Origin of the sequence: Pseudomonas syringae pv. tagetis (assembly GCF_022557255.1) — a bacterium.
Taxonomy (GTDB): Bacteria; Pseudomonadota; Gammaproteobacteria; order Pseudomonadales; family Pseudomonadaceae; genus Aquipseudomonas; species Aquipseudomonas caricapapayae.
On the sequence record NZ_CP092923.1, the window covers coordinates 883,628 to 907,500 of the forward strand.

The following is a 23,873-nucleotide window of genomic DNA, read 5'->3' on the forward strand; positions in this document are numbered from 1 at the left end:
TCATCCTGGAAAAGCAGGCACACCGTCGTGTCGCGGTGTTTTGCAAAGGCCTGTTTCGCGCCCGTTCGCCAGTGGTGTGGCGGCGGGAGGCCTATCTTCGTGAGGAGGGGGCGTGAAGTCAATTGAAGGTGTTACCTGTGTGTCGCACCGGTTACGCATGTGCGGTGACAGGCGGGCGTCATGCCTCGGCAGGCAGGCGCTCCAGGCCGCTAAACGGGCACTCGCCCAGCAGGCTATTCAGCTCGCGCCCGTCGGCCAGCGTTAACCCGGGTGCCAGCTCAGCCAGCGGGTACAGCACGAATGCACGGGCCTGCATGTGGTAGTGCGGCACCTTGAGGCGCGGCTCATCGATCATTCGGTCGCCGAACAGCAGGATATCGAGGTCCAGCGTGCGTGGCCCCCAGCGTTCGAGGCGTTCGCGGCCCTGATCCAGCTCGATGGCCTGTAGCGCGTCAAGCAGGATGAGTGGCGTCAGAGAGGTGTCGAGCGCCGCCACGGCGTTGGTAAAGCGCGGCTGGCCGGGCAGCAGCGAGTCGCTGACATAGAACGATGAAACGCCAATCAGCTCACATCCGGGTAAATGCGCCATTGCCTTGAGAGCGCTGCGCAGTTGCTCGGCAGGGTCGGCAAGATTGCTGCCCAGGCCGATGTAAACCCGCTCAGTGGTCAGCAGCGGTTCATTCACCGCTTTGCGCCTCGCCGGTGGTGCGCTTGCGTTTGGCCCCGCTGTTACGGCGGCGCTTGCGCGGCGCTGTGCCTACTGTTTCGGGCTTGCTGCTCAGGTCGCGAATCATGTCGCGGCGTTCGCTGTCGTTGCAGTCCTGATAATCGGTCCACCACTGGCCCAGACCATCTGTCTGCTCGCCCGCCGTTTCACGCAACAGGAGGAAGTCGTAGCCAGCACGGAACCTTGAGTTGTCCAGCAGCATGTCCGCGCGTTTGCCCGAACGACGCGGCAGACGTTCCTGCATGTCCCAGATCTCGCGGATCGGCAGGGTGAAGCGCTTGGGAATCGCGATGCGCTGGCATTGCTCGATGATCAGCTCGTGAGCGGCCTCCTGCATGGCTGCGATCGGCGGCATGCCGCGTTCCTGAGCGCGCAGCACCTTGGCCGGCAGCGCAGGCCAGAGGAGGGCGGCAAACAGGAATGCCGGCGTGACCGGCTTGTTCTGCTTGATGCGCAGGTCGGTGTTGATCAGGGCGTTGCTGATCAGCGTATGGGTGTAGGTCGGGTTGTATTCCAGCGCCTTGGAACTGGCCGGGAACAGCGGTTCGAACAGTTCCAGGTCCACCAGCATTTCGAAGGTGGGGGCGGCGTGCCCGGAGAGGAACAGCTTGAGCACTTCTTCGAACAGGCGTGCCGACGGAATGTCACGCAGCATCGGTGCCAGCGAGCGAATAGGTTGCGCGCTGTGTTTTTCGATGCCGAAGTCCAGCTTGGCAGCGAAACGTACGGCACGCAGCATGCGCACCGGGTCTTCCTTGTAACGCTGTTCCGGGTCGCCGATCAGACGGATCAGACGGTTGCGGATGTCGTGTACGCCATTGGCGTAATCCAGAACACGTTCACTGACCGGATCGTAATACAGCGCGTTGATCGTGAAGTCGCGACGTTGCGCGTCTTCTTCAAGCGTGCCGTACACATTGTCACGCAGGATGCGACCGCTCTCGTTGCGCGAGGACTGGTTGCTGTCCTCTTCTTCGTCATCCTGGGGATGATTGGCGCGGAAGGTCGCCACTTCGATGATTTCACGACCGAAATGGATGTGCACCAGTTTGAACCGACGGCCGATGATCCGCGCATTGCGGAATTCGGCACGCACTTGTTCTGGCGTGGCGCTGGTGGCGACGTCGAAATCCTTGGGCGTGATATTGAGCATCATGTCGCGTACGCAACCACCTACCAGGTAGGCCTGGTAGCCAGCGTTCTGCAGGCGCTCGACGATATTGACGGCATAGCGGCTGAACTGACTGCGTTGCAGCGAATGTTGGCTGCTGTTGAGCACTTCAGGCGTGGTGCGCGTATGTTGCTGCGGTTTGCGCAGTGGGGAACGAAATGACTGGAACAACTTCTTCAGCATGGGATGCACTGTTTGAAGGAATATTCGGCCAAAAACGTGGAATGACCGCATGATGGGCGGGGATTCTAGCATTTAGTCGAGGGATGGTGTAGGAAGCTGTCGCGCAAGGACAAACGATGGCGTGGATCAAGGCGTGAGAAGCTACTGGGGGAGCCGAAGCTCCCCCAAAGTGTGTGCTCTTTATTATTGTTTTCTGTACGGGCTTCTTGTTTTTGTTGAGTGCCCATTCACAAGACTTGCGCCTGTGAAACCTCCCAATCGGGAGTCAAGAGCAAACGGATTGCTTTGGTCGCTGCGTTGCAATGATCATTCGATCCAACCAGTTCAGGCTCTACCTAAGGGTAGTTTTTGTTGTTCTCGGCCTGGTTGCGGGGCAAGCCCCAAATACAACTCCTCTCCAAAAGAATCAGTTAGCTGCGCCTCCGCCGTGTTGTTCTTGTTATGCGTGAGTCGATTCGTATTGTTTTTATTATGGGTGTCGTACTGCTTGTTGTTTTTCTTGTACCAAGCATATAGCAGAAGCTGTGCCAACTTTTTCCAGGCCCCGTAAACCGGGCGTTTTCAGGCGCAAGGACGTTATTGCGCACACAAAAAAGCCGGGCCTGCGTTACCGTAAGACCCGGCTTTTGTTACGTGAAGTGCTTGAGGTAACAGTTTGTACCCGCGCTGCGCACCGCGTGCCAGAGCCTTACAATGCGTTTATGTCTCGTTGGCGACGCCTTTGCGACGCGGGATGCCCAGACGCTGGCGGCGTTCCCACAGACATTTGCGGCTGACGCCCAGTTTGCGGGCCAGCTCGGTTTCGGTCATGTGGTCCTGATGCTCCAGAACGAAGTGCTGGAAGTAGTCTTCGAGCGAGAGGTCTTCAGCGGGCTCGTTGCCGGTCGAACCGGAAGACCCCGGCAAAGGTGCCATGCCCATGTATTCGTCATCGTCCAGGCCGTCGAGCTCGATGTCGATGCCCAGCAGGTCCGCGGTGATTTCCGGGTTCTCACACAGGATCACCGAGCGCTCTACTGCGTTTTCCAGTTCGCGCACGTTGCCCGGCCAGCTGTAGTGGCGGATGGCCTGCTCGGCGTCGGGCGCAAATTTCAGGTCGTCGCGACCGACCTTGGCGCTCTGGCGTACCAGAAACGCGCGGGCGATTTCCAGAATATCGCCGCCACGTTCGCGCAGGGCGGGGAGCTTCAGGGCGATGACGTGCAGACGATAGAACAGGTCTTCACGAAACTCGCCATTTTTGGCCAGTGTCTTGAGGTCACGATGGGTCGCAGCGATCAGGCGTACATCGACTTTTTGCGACTGCACCGAGCCGACGCGACGAATCTCGCCCTCTTGCAGTACCCGCAGCAGGCGAGCCTGCGCCTCCAGAGGCAGCTCTCCGATTTCATCAAGGAACAGCGTGCCGCCATCAGCGGCTTCGACCAGACCTGCACGACCCGCACTGGCACCGGTAAACGCGCCCTTCTCGTGGCCGAACAACTCGGACTCGATCAGCGATTCGGGGATGGCCGCACAGTTGACCGAGATCATCGGTGCCTTGGCTCGGCGTGACAGGTTGTGCAGGGCGCGGGCCACCAGTTCTTTGCCGGTGCCCGACTCGCCCTGAACCAGGACGTTGGAATCAGTCGGGGCCACTTTGCGGATCTTGCTGTAGAGATCCAGCATGGGCGGGCATGACCCGATGATGCCAATCTCGCCATTATGATTGTGCGCCGGTCCTTTTTCAGCGTCGCTCGCTTTGGCGATGGCACTGCGCTCGTCCTGGAGCCCCTTGACCGTCTGGCGATCGCGCAGGATTCGCGAGACCGCCTGCAGCATTTCGTCGTGGTCGAAGGGTTTGGCGATGTAGTCCACGGCACCCATCTTCATCGAGTCGACGGCTGAGCGCAGGCTGGCGTAACTGGTCATGATCAGCACCGGTTTGCCTTCACCCAGCTTGATCAGTTCGGTGCCGGGTGCGCCTGGCAGACGCAGGTCGCTGACGATCAGATCGAAAGACGGAATGCTGAAGCGTTCCTGAGCTTCCTGAACGGAGCCGGCCTCACTGACTTCGTACTGATTGCGTTCAAGCAGGCGACGCAGGGCTGAGCGGATAATCGTTTCGTCTTCGACGATCAAAATATGCGGCATTGATTCAGTTCTCTCGACGGTCTCAGTTCGCGGTGGACGTCGCGTCGACATGGCGTGGCAAGGTCACCCGAATACGGGTTCCACGCTGCTGCTCGGGATCGGCCGGGCTGTCGATAGTGATTTGTCCATAATGCTCTTCAACGATGGAATAGACCAGCGCAAGGCCGAGTCCGGTTCCTTCGCCAGGCTCCTTGGTGGTGAAAAACGGCTCGAACAATCGGTCCATGATTGCCTTTGAAATCCCACTGCCTTCGTCTTCGACGATCAAGTCCACAGTGTGCTCGGACACTTCGCTTCTGACCCTGACCGCACTGCCTGCAGGGGAAGCGTCGCGGGCGTTGGAGAGCAGATTGATCAGCACTTGTGCCAATCGCTGCGGATCGCCAACGGCCCAATGCTCGGGGTTGCACAGGTTATAGAAGTGTACTTCGAAATTGCGCCGGTTCAGCGCCAGCAGACCAATAGCATCCTGAGCCACCACCGCCAGACAAACGGCTTCGTCGCTGTGCTGATGAGCGCCCGCATGGGCGAAGCTCATCAATGACTGGACGATGCGCGAGACACGTTTGGTCTGTTCGAGTATCTGGCTGCTGATTTCCTTCAATTCGCCGTCTTCTTCGCGTTCTTCACGCAGGTTCTGCGCGAGACAGGCAATGCCGGTGATCGGATTGCCTATCTCGTGGGCCACGCCTGCTGCCAGTCGGCCGATACTGGCCAGGCGTTCGGAGTGCACCAGCTTGTCTTCGAGCATCTGGGTATCGGTCAGGTCCTCGACCAGCACCACCAGGCCACTGTTGCCCGGCGCGAGCGGCTCGTTGATGGCCGCCTTGTGCAGGTTGAGCCAGCGTGTCTGGCCGTCCAGACCGAGCTTCTGCTTGTGCAAATGCTCATCGGGGAGGCTGGTAAATCCGGTCAGCAGGCTTTTCCAGGGCTCGGCAATGGTTTCCAGTCGCGAACCGACCACGCGTTGGGCGACGATCCCGGTCAGTTCCTCCATGGCCCTGTTCCACATCAGGATTTCCTGATCCTCGGCCAGCGAGCACACGCCCATCGGCAGTTCCTGCAGGGTCTGACGGTGATAGCGGCGCAGGGCGTCGAGTTCGGCGGCAAGGCCCGTCAGGCGCGAGTGGTAGTCCTCAAGCCGGCTTTCAATGAAATGTATGTCTTCGGTGACGTACTTTTCGCTGCCCGACTTGTACGGCAGGAAGGTTTCCACCATATCCTGCGCGACGCTGGGACCCATCAGCCCGGAGAGATTGGCCTCGATCCGGTCGCGCAGGCGGCGCAGTGCATAAGGGCGGCGTTCATCGAACGGCAGGTACAGATCGCGTAGCGCTTGTTCGACTTCTTTTTGTGCCGCTTTGGCACCCAGCGGCTTGGCCAGTTGAGTGGCGAACTCCTGAGGCGACACGGCATGCAGCTCGCGGCGTTGCGGGCGGCGCACGTTATCGACCGCGCAGGCCTCGGCGGCACCGACCTCTTCGGGGCTGGCATTGGTGAACAGGGATATCAGGGTGAACAGCAACACGTTCGCCGCAAGCGACGCGATAGCTGCCATGTGCCAGCTGGTGTCGTCCAGCACATAGATCATGTTCAGCCAGGGAATATAGAAGCCCTGCAGATTGCCGATCAGCGGCAACAGCATGCTGACCGCCCAGACCGCAATGCCGGCCAGCAGGCCTGCGATGAAACCGCGTCGGTTGGCGGTCGGCCAATACAGCACCGACAGCACACCCGGCAGAAATTGCAGTGTCGCAACGAAAGCGACAATGCCCAGGTTGGCCAGATCCTGCTGCGCGCCCAGCAGCAGGTAGAAGCCGTAACCCAGAGCGATGATCGCGACAATCAGCCCGCGCCGCGTCCACTTCAGCCAGCGATAGATATTACCCTCGGCTGGCGGCTGATAAAGCGGTAGCACCAGGTGATTGAGGGCCATGCCGGACAGCGCCAGCGTAGTGACAATGATCAGCCCGCTGGCTGCCGACAGCCCTCCGATGTAAGCGAGCAGGGCCAGCGATTTGCTGTTGGCCGCGATACCGATCCCGAGCGTGAAGTATTCCGGGCTGGTCGTGGCACCCAGCTTGAGACCCGCCCAGAGGATCAGCGGCACGGCGAGGCTGATCAACAGCAGAAACAACGGCAGCCCCCAGCTGGCGCTGACCAGCGAGCGCGGGTTGAGGTTTTCCGTGAAGGTCATGTGGTACATGTGCGGCATTACGATGGCTGAGGCGAAGAACACCAGCAGCAGCGTGCGCCAGGGGCCTTCCTGCAACGGGGTATGCAGCGAGGCGAGGGCAGTCTGGTTTTGCAGCAGCCACAGCTCCAGCTGTTGCGGGCCGTCGAACACGCCATACAAGGCGTATAGTCCGACTCCGCCCAGCGCGATCAGCTTGATCAGTGATTCGAAGGCAATGGCGAACACCAGGCCTTCATGTTTTTCGCGGGTTGCAATATGCCGCGAGCCAAAGAAAATCGTGAACAGGGTGATCAGCGCGCAGAACGCCACGGCCACCCGGTCCTGCACCGGTTCGCGGGTCAGAATGCCGATGGAGTCGGCAACTGCCTGAATCTGCAAGGCCAGCAACGGCAATACACCGATCAGCATGAAGACGGTGGTCAGCGCACCAGCCCAGGTGCTGCGAAAGCGGAAGGCGAACAGATCGGCCAGCGATGACAACTGGTAGGTACGGGTAATTCTGAGAATCGGATACAGCAGCACCGGTGCCAACAGGAATGCCCCGGAAACGCCCAGGTAACTGGACAGAAAGCCATAGCCATACTGATAGGCCAGGCCGACGGTGCCATAGAACGCCCAGGCGCTGGCATATACGCCCAGCGACAGGGTGTAGGTCAGCGGATGGCGGATGATCCAGCGCGGAATCAGGCCGTGCTCGCTGATCCAGGCGACACCGAACAGCACCAGCAGGTAGGCGGCGCTGACCATCAGCATCTGCGTCAGACTAAAGCTCATCGGCATCTCGCTGGCTCTGCAGGATGAACGTCACCACGATCAGGATCAGCCACAGCATATAGGGGCGATACCAGGCACCGGTGGCATCGATCCACCAGTCCATGATGGCCGGAGAGAACAGATAGATGCCTACCACCAGAAGCAAAACCAATCGGTATATGTACATCTGGTCTCCCTGCGCTGGTAGATGAGGAGCGGCATGTTAACGGATGGCGGATAACCTGCAAGTATCCTTGCGTCGTAGTTTTCCGCGACCGCTCTGGATCAGTCTATCCGGGCTTCTTCAATCGTGCGCAGTTTGGGAATCAGGTCGGCGTTCCAGTGCTGGATGCCCCAGGCCAGCACTTCCTGCGCCGTGCCATCGGCAATGTGTGCGTCGACCGGCTGACCCAGCGCGCGCAGGGCGCGCAGCAACAGCGGGGTCGCCTGATCGGCCTCCAGGGGCGGGGAGCGGTAGGATTTTCCCAGTTTATGGCCGTCAGGCTGGGTGATCAGCGGTACATGCAGGTAGCGTGGCTGAGGCAGGCCCAGCAGCTCCTGCAGATAGAGGTGCCGGGGTGTCGAGTCCAGAAGGTCGGCACCACGCACGATATCGGTAATGCCTTGCCAGGCATCATCGATAACCACCGCGAGCTGATAGGCGTAAAGCCCATCGCGCCTGCGAATCACAAAGTCGCCGCTTTCGCGCCCCAAGTGCATTTTGAAGAGGCCTTGAACCCGGTCTTCAAACCGATATTCCAGCTCCGGGACGCGAATGCGGATTGCGGCGTTTTCCGGCGAATGCCCTGCATTACGGCAGAAACCCGGATAGATACCCTGGAAGTCTTCAAGCTGTTTGCGCGAGCAGGTGCAGGCGTAGGCCAGGCCATGATTGAACCAGCGCTGGAGGATCTCGGCGTAGGCGTCATGGCGTTCGCTTTGCCGCACCATCTGGCCGTCCCATTCAAAACCGTAGCGCTCAAGCGTCTCGATAATCCCCGCCTGCGCGCCGGCCACTTCGCGCGGCGGGTCGAGATCCTCCATGCGCAATAGCCACTGACCTCCTGCCGCACGTGCGTCAAGATAGGAAGCGAGTGCTGCGACCAGCGAGCCAAAATGCAGGTAGCCACTGGGGGTCGGCGCAAAGCGCCCGATATAGGCCGGTTTTTTCATGGGCGGGATGTTACGGGTGGCGAGCTTGGGCGGGCAAGTGGAACGCAGATGATGGTTGTGCTCGGTTGCCATTTGAAGTGCTTTTCGGTCGCGATGGCAAAGCGGTTCTGCGATGTCAGAGGGGGCGGGGTTCGACTCAGATCACCTTTTCGCCTCTCGGCGAGTTGCTTTGATGAGGCCAAAGTCACCAAAGCCTTACGCTCCTGTTTCCGGCCCGACTTCGCCCTGTCACTAACGTCGCGCTCTGCGTCGTGAGTGCCATCGCGATCAAAGAGCATTTGTGTGGCAGTCGCTATCGGCAGGACATGATGGCGATAGCGTGGGAGTCAGTTGGACTTGTGGACAGCGATGAGTAAGGAATGCGGGAACAGGATTCGCCGTTATCGTGCCTTCCACAGGCACAAAAAAAGACGCCGAAGCGTCTTTTCAGTAAAGGCGGCCCCAGGTCACTTACCGACCTGTTTTTCCTTGATTTCTGCAAGGGTCTTGCAGTCGACGCACTGGTCCGCGGTCGGGCGTGCTTCAAGACGGCGGATGCCGATCTCTACGCCACAGGATTCGCACCAGCCATACTCTTCGTCCTTGATCAGTTGCAGCGTCTTGTCGATCTTCTTGATCAGCTTGCGTTCGCGATCACGGGCGCGAAGTTCCAGGCTGAACTCTTCTTCCTGGCTGGCACGGTCGGCCGGGTCGGGGAAGTTGGCAGCCTCATCCTTCATATGGTCTACCGTTCGGTCGACCTCTTGCATCAAGTCCTGCTTCCACTTGTTCAGGATCTTGGTGAAGTGAGCGCGCATGGGCTCGCCCATATACTCCTCACCCTTCGTTGGCACGTAGGGTTCAAAGCCGCTGATTAGATGGTTCTGTTGCTTTTCTGGGGTGGGCATGTCTGGACCGCCTCTCACTCTTCTAATCTATTGCGCAGGATTGTTCCATCACCGACACCCGTCGGCCCTGCAGCTGCAAGCGGGCGAACTTACCAGATCAAATCGGAGTGCGCTACTCCCGGTTGTCGAGCATGACGACGCCGTCTGCTTACAGAGATGGCCATTTCGCATCTGCCTTCCACTTAAATGAACTCCAGTCGCTGCACGCCGTCGTAGCTTTCTTTTATTCAGCGTTCGGCGACCGGGTTTTTCAGCCTGTAAACCCACCACTGGGCGGTCGGTTCGGTAGAATCATGCCGCGTCGTCATGACAATCATGTTTTTAATGCGCGCACCTATAAAGGAATACCCATGACCCAGCCCTACAGTGCGCGCAGTCGCGCCATCGAACCTTTTCATGTCATGGCGCTGTTGGCGCGTGCCAACGAATTGCAGGCAGCGGGTCATGATGTCATTCACCTGGAAATCGGCGAACCCGATTTTACCACCGCAGATCCCATCATAAAGGCTGGCCAGGCGGCCCTGGCAGACGGCAAGACCCGCTACACCGCCGCGCGTGGTCTGCCGCAATTGCGCGAAGCCATTTCCGGGTTTTACGCCCAGCGCTACGGGGTTGATATCGATCCCCGTCGCATTCTGATCACACCGGGCGGTTCAGGGGCCTTGTTGCTTGCCAGCAGTCTGCTGGTCGATCCAGGCAAGCACTGGTTGCTGGCGGACCCTGGTTACCCGTGCAACCGGCATTTCTTGCGTTTGATCGAGGGCGAGGCGCAACTGGTGCCGGTCGGCCCCCAAGAGCGTTATCAGCTGACCCCTGAGCTGGTGGCGACGCACTGGAATCACAACAGTGTCGGCGCTCTGGTGGCATCACCGGCCAATCCGACCGGCACCCTGTTGAGCCGCGACGAACTGGCAGCCTTGTCTCATGCATTGAAAGCCCGCAATGGGCACTTGGTGGTGGACGAGATCTATCACGGCCTGACCTACGGTGTGGACGCCAGCAGTGTGCTGGAAGTTGATAACGACGCTTTTGTTCTCAATAGTTTTTCAAAGTATTTCGGCATGACCGGATGGCGTCTTGGCTGGCTGGTCGCGCCACAGGATGCCGTGGCCGATCTGGAAAAACTGGCCCAGAACCTCTATATCAGCGCGCCAAGCATGGCGCAACATGCCGCGCTCGCCTGCTTTGAGCCGCAGACACTGGCCATACTCGAGCAGCGGCGCGCCGAGTTCGGCCGCCGCCGTGACTTTCTGCTGCCAGCGCTGCGCGAACTGGGCTTCGGTATTGCCGTCGAGCCGGAAGGCGCTTTTTACCTGTACGCCGATATCTCTGCATTTGGCGGCGATGCCTTCGCGTTTTGCAGGTATTTTCTGGAAACCGAGCATGTCGCCTTCACACCAGGCCTGGACTTTGGTCGTTTTAAAGCCGGGCACCACGTGCGCTTTGCCTATACGCAAAGCCTGCCGCGCCTTGAACAGGCGGTCGAGCGAATCGCACGCGGTTTGCGTAGCTGGGGCGTCTGATGCGCTTTTCTCCGCAGCTTGAACAGGGTCGTCTGCTGGTGCGTTACAAGCGTTTTCTGGCTGATATCGAAACCGATAGCGGTGAATTGTTGACCATTCACTGCCCCAACACGGGCTCGATGCTCAACTGCATGATGCCCGGCGGGCGCGTGTGGTTCAGTCGTTCGAGTGACCCGAAGCGCAAGCTGCCGGGCACTTGGGAAATCAGCGAGACCCCACAGGGCAGGCTGGCCTGTATCAATACCGGACGAGCCAATACGCTGGTTGAAGAGGCCTTGCGCGCAGGGATCATTAGTGAACTTGCGGGGTTCACGGCGCTCAGGCGCGAAGTGGCCTACGGGCAGGAAAAGAGCCGTGTGGACTTTCGCCTGGAGTACCCGGATGGCTATCTGTATCTGGAAGTGAAAAGCGTCACTCTGGGTTTCGATGATTCCAGCGTGGCAGCGTTTCCCGACGCCGTCACCCAACGAGGCGCTCGGCATTTGCGCGAGCTGGCGACGCTGGCACGCGAGGGCGTGCGCGCCGTGTTGCTGTATTGCGTCAACCTTACCGGCGTCGATGCTGTGCGGCCGGCAAAGGAAATCGACCTGGCCTACGCGTCTGCGTTGCGCGAAGCCATCGATGCCGGCGTGCAAATTCTTGCCTACGGTGTGCAGTTGACGCCGGAAGAGATTCTTATCGACCGAAGGCTGCAGGTTCACTGGCTGGACTGAACCGCACTGACAGGGTCAGCATTCGTCATCGCCCGTGGGCAGGCATACCCAGATCCCCTCGGCATCTTCCCGGCTTTCAATTGCACTCAATGACTGGCCGGCGCAAGGCCCCGCAACGCATTCGCCGCTCTCGATCAGGAACAATGCTCCATGCGTGGCGCACTGGATAAGGCTGGCGCTGCTGTCCAGGAACCGGTCCGGTTGCCATTCCAGAGCGATACCACGGTGCGGGCAGCGGTTTTTGTAGACGAACACATGCCCCTGACGACGTACGGCGAATAGGCTATGTTCGCCCAGCTCAAAGCCTCTGCTTTGGGCTTCGGGCAGATGACGTGAAGTGCAAAGGAATTTCAAGAAGCCTCCACAGGCCTGTTTTCGAGTCGGCGCCTGGCCAGGGCAGTCTGACAGAGTTATCTCCACGAGTGCGTTGTCGTACAGTGCGCCTTTTACAGTCTGCGTCGGTTTTTTCCTGTCTTCCTGTAGCTTTTTTCTCTAAGCAATTCGCTCGCGCCTGCTGGCCCTCGTGTCCGTATATCGTCCTGCTTATGTTTTGCAGAGTGGAAACGCCATGAAAGAGATGACAGCAGATGATGAGCGGCTGGCGCGTCAGGTCATAGGGCTGCTTGAGCTGTTTGCCCTCAACACGGACGACACCGAGCAGCGTATTGTCGGTATCTGTCAGCGCGCATTGACGCCTGTAGGGCCGGTGGCTGCGGTCTGCGTCCAGCCGCGTTTTGTATGTCTGGCGCGAACCACTCTGGACCGTATGCTGGCGCGTGGCGTCAAGGTCGTCGGCGTCGTCAATTTCCCTCATGGCAGCAGCAATATCCCGGCAGTGACCACTGAAGTGCGTGATGCGCTGATGTCTGGCGCGGACGAAATCGATGTCGTCTACCCCTTTCGCGCGCTGCTCTGCGGAGATCGGCTGGCCGGCCTTGAGATGATATCGGCTTGTGCCGCCGTGTGTGCAGGGCAGGCCAGACTCACTGCGACACTCGAAACCTGTGATCTGCGCGATTCGCAAATGATCCTAGACGCTTGCCGCGATGCGATAGCGTCAGGTGCCGATTTCCTCAAGACCTGCACGGGCAAGGCCGCCAGTCACGTCACTCCGCAGGCTGTACGTGTGATGCTTGAGTCCATTTCGGATGTGGGCGGTCAGGTTGGGTTGAAGGTCGCAGGCGGTATACGCACGTTCGACGAGGCATGTATCTACATGACGCTGGCCCACGCCCGTTTCGGTCGGCAATGGATGAATGCGGGGCGCTTACGGTTGGGCGGCTCCAGCTTGCTGGACGATTTACTGGTCAGGCTTGGCCTGCTTGAATCGCATGGCAATGGTTTTTGAGAACAGGGCAGCTTTTCTGGCGGGCAAAAAAAGACCCGGCAAAGAGCCGGGTCAAAAACCGTGATTAGCCTGATGAGGAGATAATCTGAAAGTCCGAACCAAGGTCTTTCAGTTACCGTCCAGTCTCGCGACCGGATGTGATAATCATAACGATTCTCATTTGTAAGTCAACATTTCTTTTGCCCGCATAAACGCCTGTCCTCAGGCCTTGTTCACAGGCCAAAAGATGCCTGACAGAATACGGCGATGGGGTGCGTACGGTTGTGATATGGAGAGAGGAGAGGCAGCAGCGTAGCGACACAGCGCCAGCCCGACATGCATTGCGCATGCAGGCTGCAACGTTGTTTTCAGTTCTAGCGGGTGCGATAGCGCAGGCGCGTGCCGAAATTGACCGACATCAGAATCTCGTCAGCCGAGAGTTCTGCAGGGAAGAACACACCTGAAATCTGTGCATGAGCGATGCTCGCGCCTTCCATTGGTGTGTGGCGCAAGTCCAGGCCGCGAAGGTCGGCGGACCGGAAGTAGGCGTCGGTGAAGTCGATCCCGGCAGTGTCCAGAGCACGCAGGTCCAGCCCCCGGAAGTCGCCCCCGACCATATCAATCGTGCCGGTTCGCGGTTTCTCTTGATTGAAACCTTCGACATCATCTCTGCGCAGCAGCATGTAAAGCGGTGAGTCGATCTGTTTGGGCTGGCTCATGATGGCCTCGGACATGTGGTTGCGTTGGAATTATGACGCCATTATATCGCCATCATTGTGAGACCGTGAAGCATTACCCGCTCAACGGCCGTGCATCATTTTTACAGGCCTGGCAGGCGTTGGCGCAGGTTGTCGATCAGGTTGTCCAGATCGCTGCTGACATTGGTTGCAACCTTCTTGCTGCGCACTAGCTCTTCTGCACTGAGCGGCTCGCGACTGGCTTGCTGAGCATCGATGACGTCCAGAGTTGCGTCGGAAGGATCAGTGTTCTCAGCCTGGCGCTGGGCAAGCCAGCCCGCGATCACTGCCTGTGGCGCTTCGCAATCCAGGATCAGATACGGAACGCCGGTGTTTTCAGCGATTTTCGCTGCGGCATCACGCTGCTCGCGCTTGAGGTAGGTGGCATCGATCACTACCGAGAAGCCTGCTCGCAGGGTTGCGCCGGCAAGCTCATGCAGGCGTGTATAGGTTGCGCTGCTGGCTTGCGTGTCATAAAGATCCTGATTCTGGCTGGCAAAAAGGCGCTTGCGCTCTACGTCCGATCGCAGACGGATGGCACCCAGCGATTCCACCAGGCGCATCGCTACATGACTTTTGCCGACGGCTGATACGCCGTGGGTGATAGTCAGAAAAGGCGAGGGAATGGCGCTGTAGCTTTCGGCCAGATTGGCATAATTGCGGTATTGACGAAGCGTCGCCGCGCGTTGCACACCGTCGGCATTGGCCGGCTGGCTGAACAGCGCTACCTTGGCGCGGACCATCGCACGGTAGGCCTTGTAGAAATTCAGCAGTTCCAGCCCCGCGTAGTCGCCGGTGATTTCCAGGTACTGACTGATCAAACGCCGGGACAGAGATTTCAGTCCACGGTCTTCAAGGTCCATTGCCAGGAAGCCGATGTCGGCATAGACGTCAGTCTTGCGGAACGGCTCGTTGAACTCGATGCAGTCGAACAGCACCACCTTGCCGTCGATCACCGTTGCATTGCCCAGATGGATGTCGCCATGGCATTCGCGAATAAATCCGTCGGCTTTGCGTTGAGCCAGCAGCGGTTTGAGTCGTGCAAAGCTCGATTCTGCCCATGCTTGTAGAGCATCAAGCTGCGCCAGATCGGTTTTTTCGCTGATCAGTGGGCGAATTTGCTCAAAGTTCTGTGTCACGGGGGCCATGACGCTGTCAGGCGAGCCCAGTTCGCTTTCCGGTCCGACCCGCGGCGAAGCGAGGTGAAAACCTGCGATCTGGCGCGCCAGTTCGTCGATATGCGCGGTCGTTACCTCGCCATTGGCTTGCAGGGTGCTGAGCAGCCCATCCTGTGAGAACTGCTTCATCTTCAGCGCGTATTCGATGACTTCGCCGTCGCCGCCCAGTTGCGGCGCGTCTTCTGTGCCGGTGATCGGCAGAACGTCGATGTAGAGGTCATCGGTCAGACGCTGATTCAGGCGCAGCTCTTCGCGGCAGAAGTGCTCACGGAGGGCCAGGGTGGTGAAATCCAGAAAACCGAAGTTCATTGGCTTTTTGAATTTGTAGGCATACGGGCCAGTCAGCAGAACCCACGAAATGTGCGTTTCGATGACCTGGAAATGCTCCACCGGATGTGGGAAAAGGGCAGGGTTCTGCAGGGCGGCAATCAAAGACTGGCTCACGGGCGATCCTTCAGGAATGTGTTCAAAATGTAAGTACGCGATGCCGCCATTATGGCCGCTTGGCGCAAGGCTGCAAACCGCTGACTCGGGCGTCTGTCGATCCTCGGTAAAGTGCGTATAATCCGCGCCCATGACTCGATCCCGCACCTCCCGTTCTCCTAAAAAGCAACCTCCCCGCAGCCTGAACAAGTGGCTGGGCTGGGCGTTGAAGCTCGGTATTGTCGCCCTGGTTTTGCTGGGCGGCCTGGCCATTTATCTCGATGCAATCGTCCAGGAGAAATTCTCCGGCAAGCGCTGGACCATCCCGGCCAAGGTCTATGCACGGCCGCTGGAGCTTTTCGTCGGACAGAAGCTGAGCCGCGACGATTTTCTCATCGAACTCGACGCGTTGGGGTATCGCCGCGAAAGCGTTGCGAATGGTCCCGGTGCTGCGGCGGTGAACGGCAACACTGTCGATCTCAACACACGTGGCTTCCAGTTTTATGAAGGCACTGATGCGGCGCAGCAGGTTCGCGTTCGCTTTTCCGGGGATTATGTGGCTGACCTGTCTTCAGGCAATGGTGCCAAGCTTGCGGTCGCACGGCTTGAGCCTTTGCTGATCGGCGGCCTGTACCCGAAGAACCTCGAAGACCGGATTCTCATCAAGCTGGATCAGGCCCCCCCGTATCTGCTCGACGGGCTGGTAGCGGTCGAGGACCGTGATTTCTATCACCACTTCGGCGTGTCGCCCAAGTCCATTGCCCGGGCCATCTGGGTCAATACTTCGCAGGGGCAGATGCGTCAGGGCGGCAGTACGCTGACCCAGCAGTTGGTCAAGAACTTCTACCTGACCAATGAACGCAGCCTGACCCGCAAGCTGACCGAGGCCATGATGGCCGTTCTGCTGGAGATTCATTACAGCAAGCAGGAAATCCTCGAGGCCTATCTCAATGAAGTGTTTGTCGGTCAGGACGGCCAGCGCGCAGTCCATGGATTTGGCCTGGCCAGTCAGTACTTCTTCAGTCAGCCACTTTCCGAGCTGAAAATTCATCAGGTGGCGATGCTGGTCGGACTGGTCAAAGGGCCGTCCTTCTACAATCCGCGTCGCAATCCGGAGCGTGCTCTGGAGCGTCGCAATCTGGTGCTCGATCTGTTCGAGCAGCAGGGCGTAGCCACGCCGGAAGTGGTTGCCGCAGCGAAGAAAATGCCATTGGGTGTGACCAAAACCGGCACGCTCGCCGACAGCTCGTTCCCGGCGTTTCTGGATCTGGTCAAGCGTCAGTTGCGCGAGGACTACCGCGATGAAGACTTGACCGAAGAAGGGTTGCGGATCTTTACCAGCTTCGATCCGATCCTGCAGATGAAGTCCCAGGCTGCCATGGACGACACGTTCAAAAAACTGGCAGGGCGCAAGGGCTCGGACGAAGTGGAGTCGGCAATGGTCGTCACCAACCCGGAAACAGGTGAAGTGCAGGCGCTGATCGGCGGGCGTGAGGCCGGGTTCTCGGGTTTCAACCGGGCGATCGATGCTGTGCGTCCGATCGGCTCGCTGGTCAAGCCTGCCATCTACCTGACGGCACTGGAGCGACCAAGCCAATACACGCTGACCAGCTGGATCGCCGACGAACTGTTCCAGGTCAAAGGTGCCGATGGCCAGATATGGAAGCCACAGAACTACGATCACAAGTCCCACGGTAATATCTTCCTGTATCAGGGGCTGGCGCATTCGTACAACCTGTCGACCGCCAAGCTGGGTCTTGAAGTGGGCATTCCAAGCGTGTTCAAGACGCTCGCCAAGCTGGGTGTGACGCGGGAATGGCCCGCCTATCCGTCGATGTTGCTGGGGGCGGGCGGCCTTAGTCCGATAGAAGTCGCGACGATGTACCAGACCATCGCCAGCGGCGGTTTCAATACGCCCATGCGCGGCATTCGCAGTGTGCTCACGGCGGAAGGCGAACCGCTCAAGCGTTACCCGTTCCAGATCGAACAGCGCTTCGATCCGGGTGCCATTTATCTGGTGCAGAATGCGATGCAGCGGGTCATGCGCGAAGGTACAGGCAAATCTGTTTACAACGTGTTGCCAGGCTCATTGAATCTGGCGGGCAAGACCGGCACCAGTAACGACTCTCGTGACAGCTGGTTTGCAGGCTTCAGTCAGGATCTGCTGGCCGTGGTGTGGATGGGGCGTGACGACAACGGTAAAACACCGTTTACCGGTGCCACCGGTGCCTTGCAGGTCTGGACCAGCTTCATGCGCAAGGCCGGCCCGCTGCCGCTGGACATGGCGATGCCGGATAACGTCGTTCAGGCGTGGGTCGACGCGCAGACAGGACAGGGTTCCGACGCGAGCTGCCCGAATGCAGTGCAGATGCCGTATATTCGCGGCAGTGAGCCCCAGCCCGGCGCGACATGCGGCGGCGCTCCGGCACCTGCCACTGAGGTGATGGACTGGGTCAAGGGTTGGTTGAACTAGGCAATCGAGGGTTTGAAGTGAATAAATGGTGGATTCCAGCTTTAACGGCACTGGCCTTGCTGAACGGCTGCGCCAGTGTGGAACGCGGCTCGATTCCGGTCGTGGATTCAAGCTCCAAGGTGTCCAACGGCGAGCGTGTGACCGCTTCGCGCAATGGTGCTTACCGAACCGGCACCGCTCCGGTTCAGCAGCAGCCGCAAGCAGTGCCGCAGGATTCGGGTGTCGTGGTAATGGTGCCGGGTGCGGGTGGCGCTGATGCAGGGCAGAGCTTCTCTGCACCGACCAGTCAGACACCGTTCAGTGTCGACACACCGCCTGTCGACGCTGCTCCGGTCAATCAGGCACCGGTCAGTCCGGCTCCGGCAAACAACAGTTACAGCATGCCCGCTGCATCTGCGCCGACCGGGATTCCGTCCAGTGGCGGCGGTCTGTCGGAAGACGAACAGCTTGACGGCCCGGTCCTGGCACTGCTGACCACGGCACAGCAACAGCAGACCAGTGGTGACCTCAACGGTGCGTCCTCCAGCCTTGAGCGTGCTCAGCGTGTTGCACCGCGTGAGCCTCAGGTGCTTTATCGTCTGGCCCAGGTGCGTCTGGCTCAGGGCGATGCGGCCCAGGCCGAACAACTGGCACGCCGCGGCCTGACTTACGCCAATGGGCGTACCAGTCTTCAGGCCAGTCTGTGGGGATTGATCGCTCAGTCTCGTGAGAAGCAGGGTGATGCGGCCGGTGCAGCGCTGGCTCGCCAAAAGGCTCGCTGATGGACGTGCGTTTGCCCGAGGTTGCCGAACAGTTGCTGTTGATAGAGCGCGAGTTGCGTGCGCTGGGCTGGTGGGACGCAACGCCACCCAGCGATCAGGCGCTTGCCAGTCAGGAGCCGTTCAGCGTCGATACCCTTGAGTTCGCGCAGTGGCTGCAATGGATCTTCCTGCCGCGCATGAAGATCATCCTTGAGCGCGATCTGCCGCTGCCCAATGCCTCCGGCATTCTGGAAATGGCCGAAATGGTCTACGCCGGTCGGTTGAGTGAAACCCGCCTGCTGCAGCAGCATCTGGCGCGGTTTGACCAGCTGATCACGGCGGCTCGTTGAGCGAATCTGTCTAGCGACACAATTCGTTGATGGCCTTCTCGGTTTCCTCGATACGCGTCTTGCGGTTTTCATCCGTAAGACGCCTCGACTCTCCTCCAACCTGCTCGCGCACTCGCGGATTGTTCTGCAACTGCGCAAGGTTGGTGCGCAGGTTCTCGCAATTTTCAGCGCGTTTTGCTTCCTGTGCCTTCACCTGACTTTTGACTTTCTGGTCAATGGCGCGTTGCTGCGCAGCGCCGTCGTCAGCCGGTGTGCCTGGTGCCGCGGCAGGCGGCGGTGTCTGCACATTGATTTCCTGTACCTGCTGGCCAGTGGGAGGCTGGGCGTCAAAGTGCGTCACGCCCTGAGCGTCGACCCACTTGTAGATCGAGGCGGCCTGGCTGGTTGCGCTGATTGCGCTGATTGCCAGTGTGACGGCGAGAATCATCCAATGCATGTCGTGTCCTTGAGATTCTGTGCATGCAGAAAACTACCATAACGGTGCATTTCAGTCCGAAACGGTGCAATTTCACCCGTCTGCTGTCAAGAAAGCGCACGGATGACTTGACTTGAAGGGGGGGAATCACAACAATCCAGAGTTCGCTGTAGAAGGACTGCCAGAAGCAGACCCTCTCGGTAGATCATGAGGCGCACACCCGCGCCGACCTGTAACACCCGCAACGCGTTACCTCGCGCTGGGTGGGAATGTTCCGCAACACTCAGGGACCTCCCAATACTTGCTCAGTCAGTGCTGACGTAGTCGGCGACCACCGTCGCTCATGCTCTGCTGGCAGTAAACCTATTAAGACCCGTCCCGGAGTGGGCGGTATTCTGGCGTTTTAGAGGTGAACAACGTGGAGCTTTTATCTGGCGCTGAAATGGTCGTCCGCTTTTTGCGTGACGAAGGCGTTGAGCATATCTACGGGTACCCGGGTGGTGCCCTTCTGCATGTCTACGATGCCCTGTTCAAGGAACCGGCGGTAAGCCATATCCTTGTTCGCCACGAGCAGGCTGCCACGCATATGGCCGACGGCTATGCGCGTGCTACCGGCAAGGCGGGCGTGGTGCTGGTGACCTCGGGTCCGGGTGCGACCAATGCCATTACCGGTATTGCCACTGCTTACATGGACTCGATTCCGATGGTGGTTCTGTCCGGTCAGGTAGCGAGCACGCTGGTGGGCACCGATGCGTTCCAGGAGACCGACATGATCGGTATCTCCCGGCCGATCGTGAAGCACAGCTTCATGATCAAGCACCCGTCGGAAATCCCGGAAGTCCTGAAAAAGGCTTTCTACCTGGCGCAGTCCGGTCGTCCCGGCCCGGTGGTCGTCGACATTCCCAAAGATATGACCAACCCGGCCGAAAAATTCGAATACGTCTTCCCGAAAAAAGCCAAGCTGCGCTCCTACAGCCCGGCGGTTCGTGGCCATTCCGGCCAGATCCGCAAGGCCGTTGAAATGCTGCTGGCTGCCAAGCGTCCGATTATCTATGCGGGCGGTGGCGTGGTCATGGGCAATGCCTCGGCACAACTGACCGAGCTGGCTCAACTGCTCAATGCTCCGGTCACCAACACCCTGATGGGGCTTGGTTGCTATCCGGGCACTGACCGCCAGTTCGTCGGCATGCTCGGGATGCATGGCAGCTACACTGCCAACCTCGCGATGCACCACACCGACGTCATTCTGGCCGTCGGCGCACGTTTCGATGACCGGGTCATCAACGGCGCAAGCAAGTTCTGCCCGAACGCCAAAATCATTCACATCGATATCGATCCGGCTTCGATTTCCAAGACCATCAAGGCCGATGTGCCTATCGTAGGTCCTGTCGAAAGCGTACTGACCGAAATGGTCGCCACCTTGAAAGAAATCGGCGAGACGCCCGACAAGGCATCCGTTGCCGCATGGTGGAAGCAGATCGACGAGTGGCGCGGTACGGGCGATCTGTTCCCGTACAACCGTGGCGATGGCTCCGTCATCAAGCCGCAGGCCGTCATCGAAACGCTGTGCGAAGTCACCAAGGGCGACGCTTATGTCACCTCTGACGTGGGCCAGCATCAGATGTTCGCTGCGCAGTACTACCGTTTCAACAAGCCGAACCGCTGGATCAACTCGGGCGGTCTGGGCACGATGGGCTTTGGTTTTCCGGCTGCGATGGGCGTCAAACTGAGCTTTCCGGATGCGCACGTTGCCTGTGTGACCGGTGAGGGCAGTATCCAGATGAACATTCAGGAGCTGTCGACCTGCCTGCAGTACGGCTTGCCGGTGAAGATCATCCTGCTTAACAACGGTGTTCTGGGTATGGTCCGTCAGTGGCAGGACATGAGCTACGGCTCCCGTCACTCGCATTCCTACATGGAATCGCTGCCTGATTTCGTCAAGCTGGTCGAAGCCTATGGCCACGTGGGCATGCGTATCACCGATCTCAAGGATCTGAAGCCGAAGATGGAAGAAGCCTTTGCCATGACTGACCGTCTGGTGTTCCTGGATATTCAGGTCGATGTGACAGAGCACGTCTATCCGATGCAGATCAAGGACGGCTCTATGCGCGATATGTGGTTGAGCAAGACGGAGCGGACATAATCATGCGCCATATCATTTCCCTGCTGCTGGAAAACGAACCGGGTGCCTTGTCTCGCGTCGTCGGTCTGTTCTCCCAGCGCAACTACAACATCGAAAGCCTGACGGTTGCGCCGACCGAAGACCCGACCCTGTCGCGTCTGACGCTCACCACAGTAGGCCATGACGAGGTGATCGAGCAGATCACCAAGAACCTCAACAAGCTCATCGAAGTGGTCAAGCTCGTCGACCTATCGGAGAGCGCTCATATCGAGCGTGAGCTGATGCTGGTCAAGGTCAAGGCCACTGGCGCGCAGCGTGCCGAGATCAAGCGCACTACGGATATCTTCCGCGGGCAGATCGTCGACGTGACTGCCAGCGTTTACACCGTGCAACTGAGCGGCACGAGCGACAAACTGGACAGCTTCATTCAGGCCATCGGCACCGCCGCTATCCTGGAAACAGTACGCAGTGGCGTAACGGGCATTGCCCGCGGCGACAAAGTGCTGAGCATTTAAATCAATTAAGCAAATGGCCTGAACGGCCAAGATAACAGGGGATTTCCATGAAAGTTTTCTACGACAAAGACTGTGACCTTTCGATCATCCAAGGCAAGAAAGTCGCCATCATCGGCTACGGTTCGCAAGGCCACGCTCAGGCGTGCAACCTGAAAGATTCCGGCGTTGATGTCACTGTTGGTCTGCGTAAAGGTTCGGCTACTGTCGCCAAGGCCGAGGCTCATGGCCTGAAAGTGACTGACGTCGCTTCGGCCGTTGCTGCTGCCGATCTGGTCATGATCCTGACCCCGGACGAATTCCAGTCCCAGCTGTACAAGAATGAAATCGAGCCGAACCTTAAGAAGGGTGCCACGCTGGCGTTCTCCCACGGCTTCGCGATTCACTACAACCAGGTTGTGCCGCGCGCCGATCTCGACGTGATCATGATCGCGCCGAAGGCACCAGGTCACACCGTGCGTACCGAGTTCGTCAAGGGCGGCGGTATCCCTGACCTGATCGCGGTTTATCAGGATGCTTCCGGTAACGCCAAGAACGTCGCCCTGTCCTACGCTTCTGGCGTTGGCGGCGGCCGCACCGGCATCATCGAAACCACCTTCAAGGACGAGACTGAAACCGACCTGTTCGGCGAGCAGGCTGTTCTGTGCGGCGGTACTGTCGAACTGGTCAAAGCTGGTTTCGAAACGCTGGTTGAAGCTGGCTATGCGCCGGAAATGGCTTACTTCGAGTGCCTGCACGAACTGAAGCTGATCGTTGACCTCATGTATGAAGGCGGTATCGCCAACATGAACTACTCGATCTCCAACAACGCCGAATACGGCGAGTACGTCACCGGTCCTGAAGTCATCAACGCCGAATCCCGTCAGGCCATGCGCAACGCTCTGAAGCGCATCCAGGACGGTGAATACGCGAAGATGTTCATCAGCGAAGGTGCCACCGGCTACCCGTCGATGACTGCCAAGCGTCGCAATAACGCTGCGCACGGTATCGAAATCATCGGTGAAAAACTGCGCTCGATGATGCCTTGGATCGCGGCGAACAAAATCGTCGACAAAGAAAAGAACTAACTTTTCCGGTTCACAGCTGGTTTACAGCCGGTTTACGAAAAAAAGCGCGACCAGTCGGTCGCGTTTTTTCGTTCTGGGTCAGGCTCTGGTATAAAGCTGCATCGTTTGCCGGCGAACCCTCGTCGCAGACCTTTGTCGAACCTTTTCATACCGCTGCAAGGTAATCTCCATGAGCGAACGTCCTGAAGAGCCCGTAAAGGCCTCTGACGCTGAAAGTCTGCTACCTATCGATGAACACGTGGAAGAAGGGAGTGACGCCGAGGGCCGTCAGGTCCGACATCGCGGCATCTATCTGCTTCCCAATCTGTTTACCACGGCGAATCTGTTCGCCGGTTTCTACTCCATCATCAGCTCCATGAGTGCCCAGAGTGCCATGAGCGCTGGTGATTTTTCCGGAGCAAGCAAGTATTTCGCATTCGCTGCCATTGCGATCTTCGTGGCGATGGTCCTCGACGGGCTGGACGGTCGCGTTGCACGCATGACTAACACACAGAGTGCGTTTGGCGCCGAGTACGACTCGCTGTCCGACATGGTTGCCTTCGGTGTGGCTCCGGCGCTGCTGGCATTCGGCTGGGCCCTGGGTGACATGGGCAAGGTGGGCTGGATGGTCGCCTTCATCTATGTGGCTGGCGCGGCATTGCGTCTGGCGCGCTTCAATACTCAGGTCGGCAAGGCTGACAAGCGCTACTTCATTGGTCTGGCCAGCCCGGCGGCGGCAGGTGTCGTGGCGGGGACCGTCTGGGCATTCAGCGATTTCGGGATTCAGGGTTCCAAGCTGTCGTTTCTGGTGGCCTTGCTGGTAGCAGCAGCAGGCATGCTGATGGTCAGCAACATCAAGTACAACAGCTTCAAGGAACTGGACCTGAAAGGCCGCGTGCCTTTCGTTGCGATTCTGGCGGTGGTCTTGGTGTTTGCTGTCGTATTCAGCGACCCGCCGCGCATTTTGCTGCTGATATTCCTTGCCTATGCCCTCTCTGGACCGATTCAGTATCTATTGCGTCGCCATAAAGCCTCCCAATGATCTAATTTCCACCATACTCCGTAGTCTATTGGTGCATCAGTTCCCCCT

The 23,873-nt window shown here is 58.8% G+C and carries 21 protein-coding genes; 10 read left to right on the forward strand and 11 right to left on the reverse strand.

What is annotated here, in order from left to right:
- Positions 1 to 178 precede the first annotated feature (178 nt).
- The 7 genes from folK to dksA all read right to left on the reverse strand — a co-directional run bounded on the left by folK (position 179) and on the right by dksA (position 9,224).
- Positions 179 to 685 carry a 2-amino-4-hydroxy-6-hydroxymethyldihydropteridine diphosphokinase gene (gene folK / locus MME58_RS03945; protein WP_055005656.1) on the reverse strand — a complete coding sequence of 169 codons (507 nt, stop codon included), beginning with the start codon at positions 683 to 685 and terminating at the stop codon, positions 179 to 181.
- Positions 678 to 2,081 (reverse strand): polynucleotide adenylyltransferase PcnB, encoded by a 1,404-nt coding sequence (locus MME58_RS03950; protein ID WP_055005657.1) that lies wholly within the window; start codon positions 2,079 to 2,081, stop codon positions 678 to 680. The genes folK and MME58_RS03950 overlap by 8 nt, the downstream gene beginning before the upstream one ends.
- A gap of 699 nt (positions 2,082 to 2,780) precedes the next feature.
- A complete protein-coding gene (locus MME58_RS03955) occupies positions 2,781 to 4,214 on the reverse strand; it encodes a sigma-54-dependent transcriptional regulator (RefSeq protein ID WP_055005658.1) in 1,434 nt (477 codons plus the stop codon).
- A gap of 22 nt (positions 4,215 to 4,236) precedes the next feature.
- Positions 4,237 to 7,191: a sensor histidine kinase gene (locus MME58_RS03960; RefSeq protein ID WP_122239067.1), complete on the reverse strand. Its 2,955-nt coding sequence runs from the start codon at positions 7,189 to 7,191 to the stop codon at positions 4,237 to 4,239.
- Positions 7,175 to 7,351, reverse strand: a complete 177-nt coding sequence (locus tag MME58_RS03965) for a hypothetical protein (RefSeq protein WP_002552060.1) — start codon at positions 7,349 to 7,351, stop codon at positions 7,175 to 7,177. Before MME58_RS03965 ends, MME58_RS03960 begins: the two co-directional genes overlap by 17 nt.
- Before the next feature lie 98 nt (positions 7,352 to 7,449).
- Positions 7,450 to 8,337, reverse strand: coding sequence for a tRNA glutamyl-Q(34) synthetase GluQRS (gene gluQRS / locus MME58_RS03970; protein ID WP_054986806.1), 888 nt, complete (start codon positions 8,335 to 8,337; stop codon positions 7,450 to 7,452).
- A 446-nt stretch (positions 8,338 to 8,783) separates the two neighbouring features.
- A complete protein-coding gene (gene dksA / locus MME58_RS03975) occupies positions 8,784 to 9,224 on the reverse strand; it encodes an RNA polymerase-binding protein DksA (protein WP_003406657.1) in 441 nt (146 codons plus the stop codon).
- Between the two features lie 350 nt (positions 9,225 to 9,574).
- Here dksA and MME58_RS03980 point away from each other — a divergent pair, with 350 nt between their 5' ends.
- Both MME58_RS03980 and sfsA read left to right on the forward strand, forming a co-directional pair.
- Complete coding sequence (locus MME58_RS03980; protein WP_054986793.1) at positions 9,575 to 10,747, forward strand: pyridoxal phosphate-dependent aminotransferase; 1,173 nt, start codon at positions 9,575 to 9,577, stop codon at positions 10,745 to 10,747.
- A complete protein-coding gene (gene sfsA / locus MME58_RS03985) occupies positions 10,747 to 11,460 on the forward strand; it encodes a DNA/RNA nuclease SfsA (RefSeq protein WP_055005659.1) in 714 nt (237 codons plus the stop codon). Before MME58_RS03980 ends, sfsA begins: the two co-directional genes overlap by 1 nt.
- 15 nt (positions 11,461 to 11,475) lie before the next feature.
- On the opposite strand, the gene MME58_RS03990 is transcribed toward sfsA, so the two are convergent.
- A complete protein-coding gene (locus MME58_RS03990; RefSeq protein ID WP_054986795.1) occupies positions 11,476 to 11,814 on the reverse strand; it encodes a Rieske (2Fe-2S) protein in 339 nt (112 codons plus the stop codon).
- Positions 11,815 to 12,028: 214 nt separating this feature from the next.
- Here MME58_RS03990 and deoC point away from each other — a divergent pair, with 214 nt between their 5' ends.
- Positions 12,029 to 12,808 (forward strand): deoxyribose-phosphate aldolase, encoded by a 780-nt coding sequence (gene deoC / locus MME58_RS03995; RefSeq protein WP_054986796.1) that lies wholly within the window; start codon positions 12,029 to 12,031, stop codon positions 12,806 to 12,808.
- Positions 12,809 to 13,161: 353 nt separating this feature from the next.
- On the opposite strand, the gene MME58_RS04000 is transcribed toward deoC, so the two are convergent.
- Together MME58_RS04000 and MME58_RS04005 are read right to left on the reverse strand one after the other, a co-directional pair.
- Positions 13,162 to 13,506 carry a pentapeptide repeat-containing protein gene (locus MME58_RS04000; RefSeq protein ID WP_054986807.1) on the reverse strand — a complete coding sequence of 115 codons (345 nt, stop codon included), beginning with the start codon at positions 13,504 to 13,506 and terminating at the stop codon, positions 13,162 to 13,164.
- Between the two features lie 101 nt (positions 13,507 to 13,607).
- Positions 13,608 to 15,146, reverse strand: coding sequence for a bifunctional aminoglycoside phosphotransferase/ATP-binding protein (locus tag MME58_RS04005; RefSeq protein WP_055005660.1), 1,539 nt, complete (start codon positions 15,144 to 15,146; stop codon positions 13,608 to 13,610).
- Positions 15,147 to 15,276: 130 nt separating this feature from the next.
- On the opposite strand from MME58_RS04005, the gene mrcB reads away from it, so the two are divergent.
- The 3 genes from mrcB to MME58_RS04020 are packed head-to-tail and all read left to right on the forward strand — an operon-like array spanning position 15,277 to position 18,688.
- Positions 15,277 to 17,598, forward strand: a complete 2,322-nt coding sequence (mrcB, locus tag MME58_RS04010; protein WP_055005661.1) for a penicillin-binding protein 1B — start codon at positions 15,277 to 15,279, stop codon at positions 17,596 to 17,598.
- A 17-nt stretch (positions 17,599 to 17,615) separates the two neighbouring features.
- Positions 17,616 to 18,359, forward strand: coding sequence for a tetratricopeptide repeat protein (locus MME58_RS04015; RefSeq protein WP_162491447.1), 744 nt, complete (start codon positions 17,616 to 17,618; stop codon positions 18,357 to 18,359).
- A complete protein-coding gene (locus MME58_RS04020; protein WP_054986800.1) occupies positions 18,359 to 18,688 on the forward strand; it encodes a YqcC family protein in 330 nt (109 codons plus the stop codon). Before MME58_RS04015 ends, MME58_RS04020 begins: the two co-directional genes overlap by 1 nt.
- A 10-nt stretch (positions 18,689 to 18,698) precedes the next feature.
- Here MME58_RS04020 and MME58_RS04025 read toward each other — a convergent pair whose 3' ends face one another.
- Positions 18,699 to 19,124: a DUF4124 domain-containing protein gene (locus MME58_RS04025; RefSeq protein WP_055005663.1), complete on the reverse strand. Its 426-nt coding sequence runs from the start codon at positions 19,122 to 19,124 to the stop codon at positions 18,699 to 18,701.
- A 397-nt stretch (positions 19,125 to 19,521) separates the two neighbouring features.
- Between MME58_RS04025 and MME58_RS04030 the strand changes: the two genes are divergently transcribed.
- The 4 genes from MME58_RS04030 (at position 19,522) to pssA (ending at position 23,825) form a co-directional block, all read left to right on the forward strand.
- Positions 19,522 to 21,246 (forward strand): acetolactate synthase 3 large subunit, encoded by a 1,725-nt coding sequence (locus tag MME58_RS04030; protein ID WP_055005668.1) that lies wholly within the window; start codon positions 19,522 to 19,524, stop codon positions 21,244 to 21,246.
- A gap of 2 nt (positions 21,247 to 21,248) precedes the next feature.
- On the forward strand, positions 21,249 to 21,740 hold the full coding sequence (ilvN, locus tag MME58_RS04035) for an acetolactate synthase small subunit (RefSeq protein WP_002552075.1): 492 nt from the start codon (positions 21,249 to 21,251) through the stop codon (positions 21,738 to 21,740).
- A gap of 47 nt (positions 21,741 to 21,787) precedes the next feature.
- The gene (ilvC, locus tag MME58_RS04040) at positions 21,788 to 22,804 is read left to right on the forward strand and encodes a ketol-acid reductoisomerase (protein ID WP_054986802.1); all 1,017 of its coding nucleotides are present in this window, start codon (positions 21,788 to 21,790) and stop codon (positions 22,802 to 22,804) included.
- Positions 22,805 to 22,973: 169 nt separating this feature from the next.
- Positions 22,974 to 23,825, forward strand: coding sequence for a CDP-diacylglycerol--serine O-phosphatidyltransferase (pssA, locus tag MME58_RS04045; RefSeq protein ID WP_054986803.1), 852 nt, complete (start codon positions 22,974 to 22,976; stop codon positions 23,823 to 23,825).
- Positions 23,826 to 23,873 lie beyond the last annotated feature (48 nt).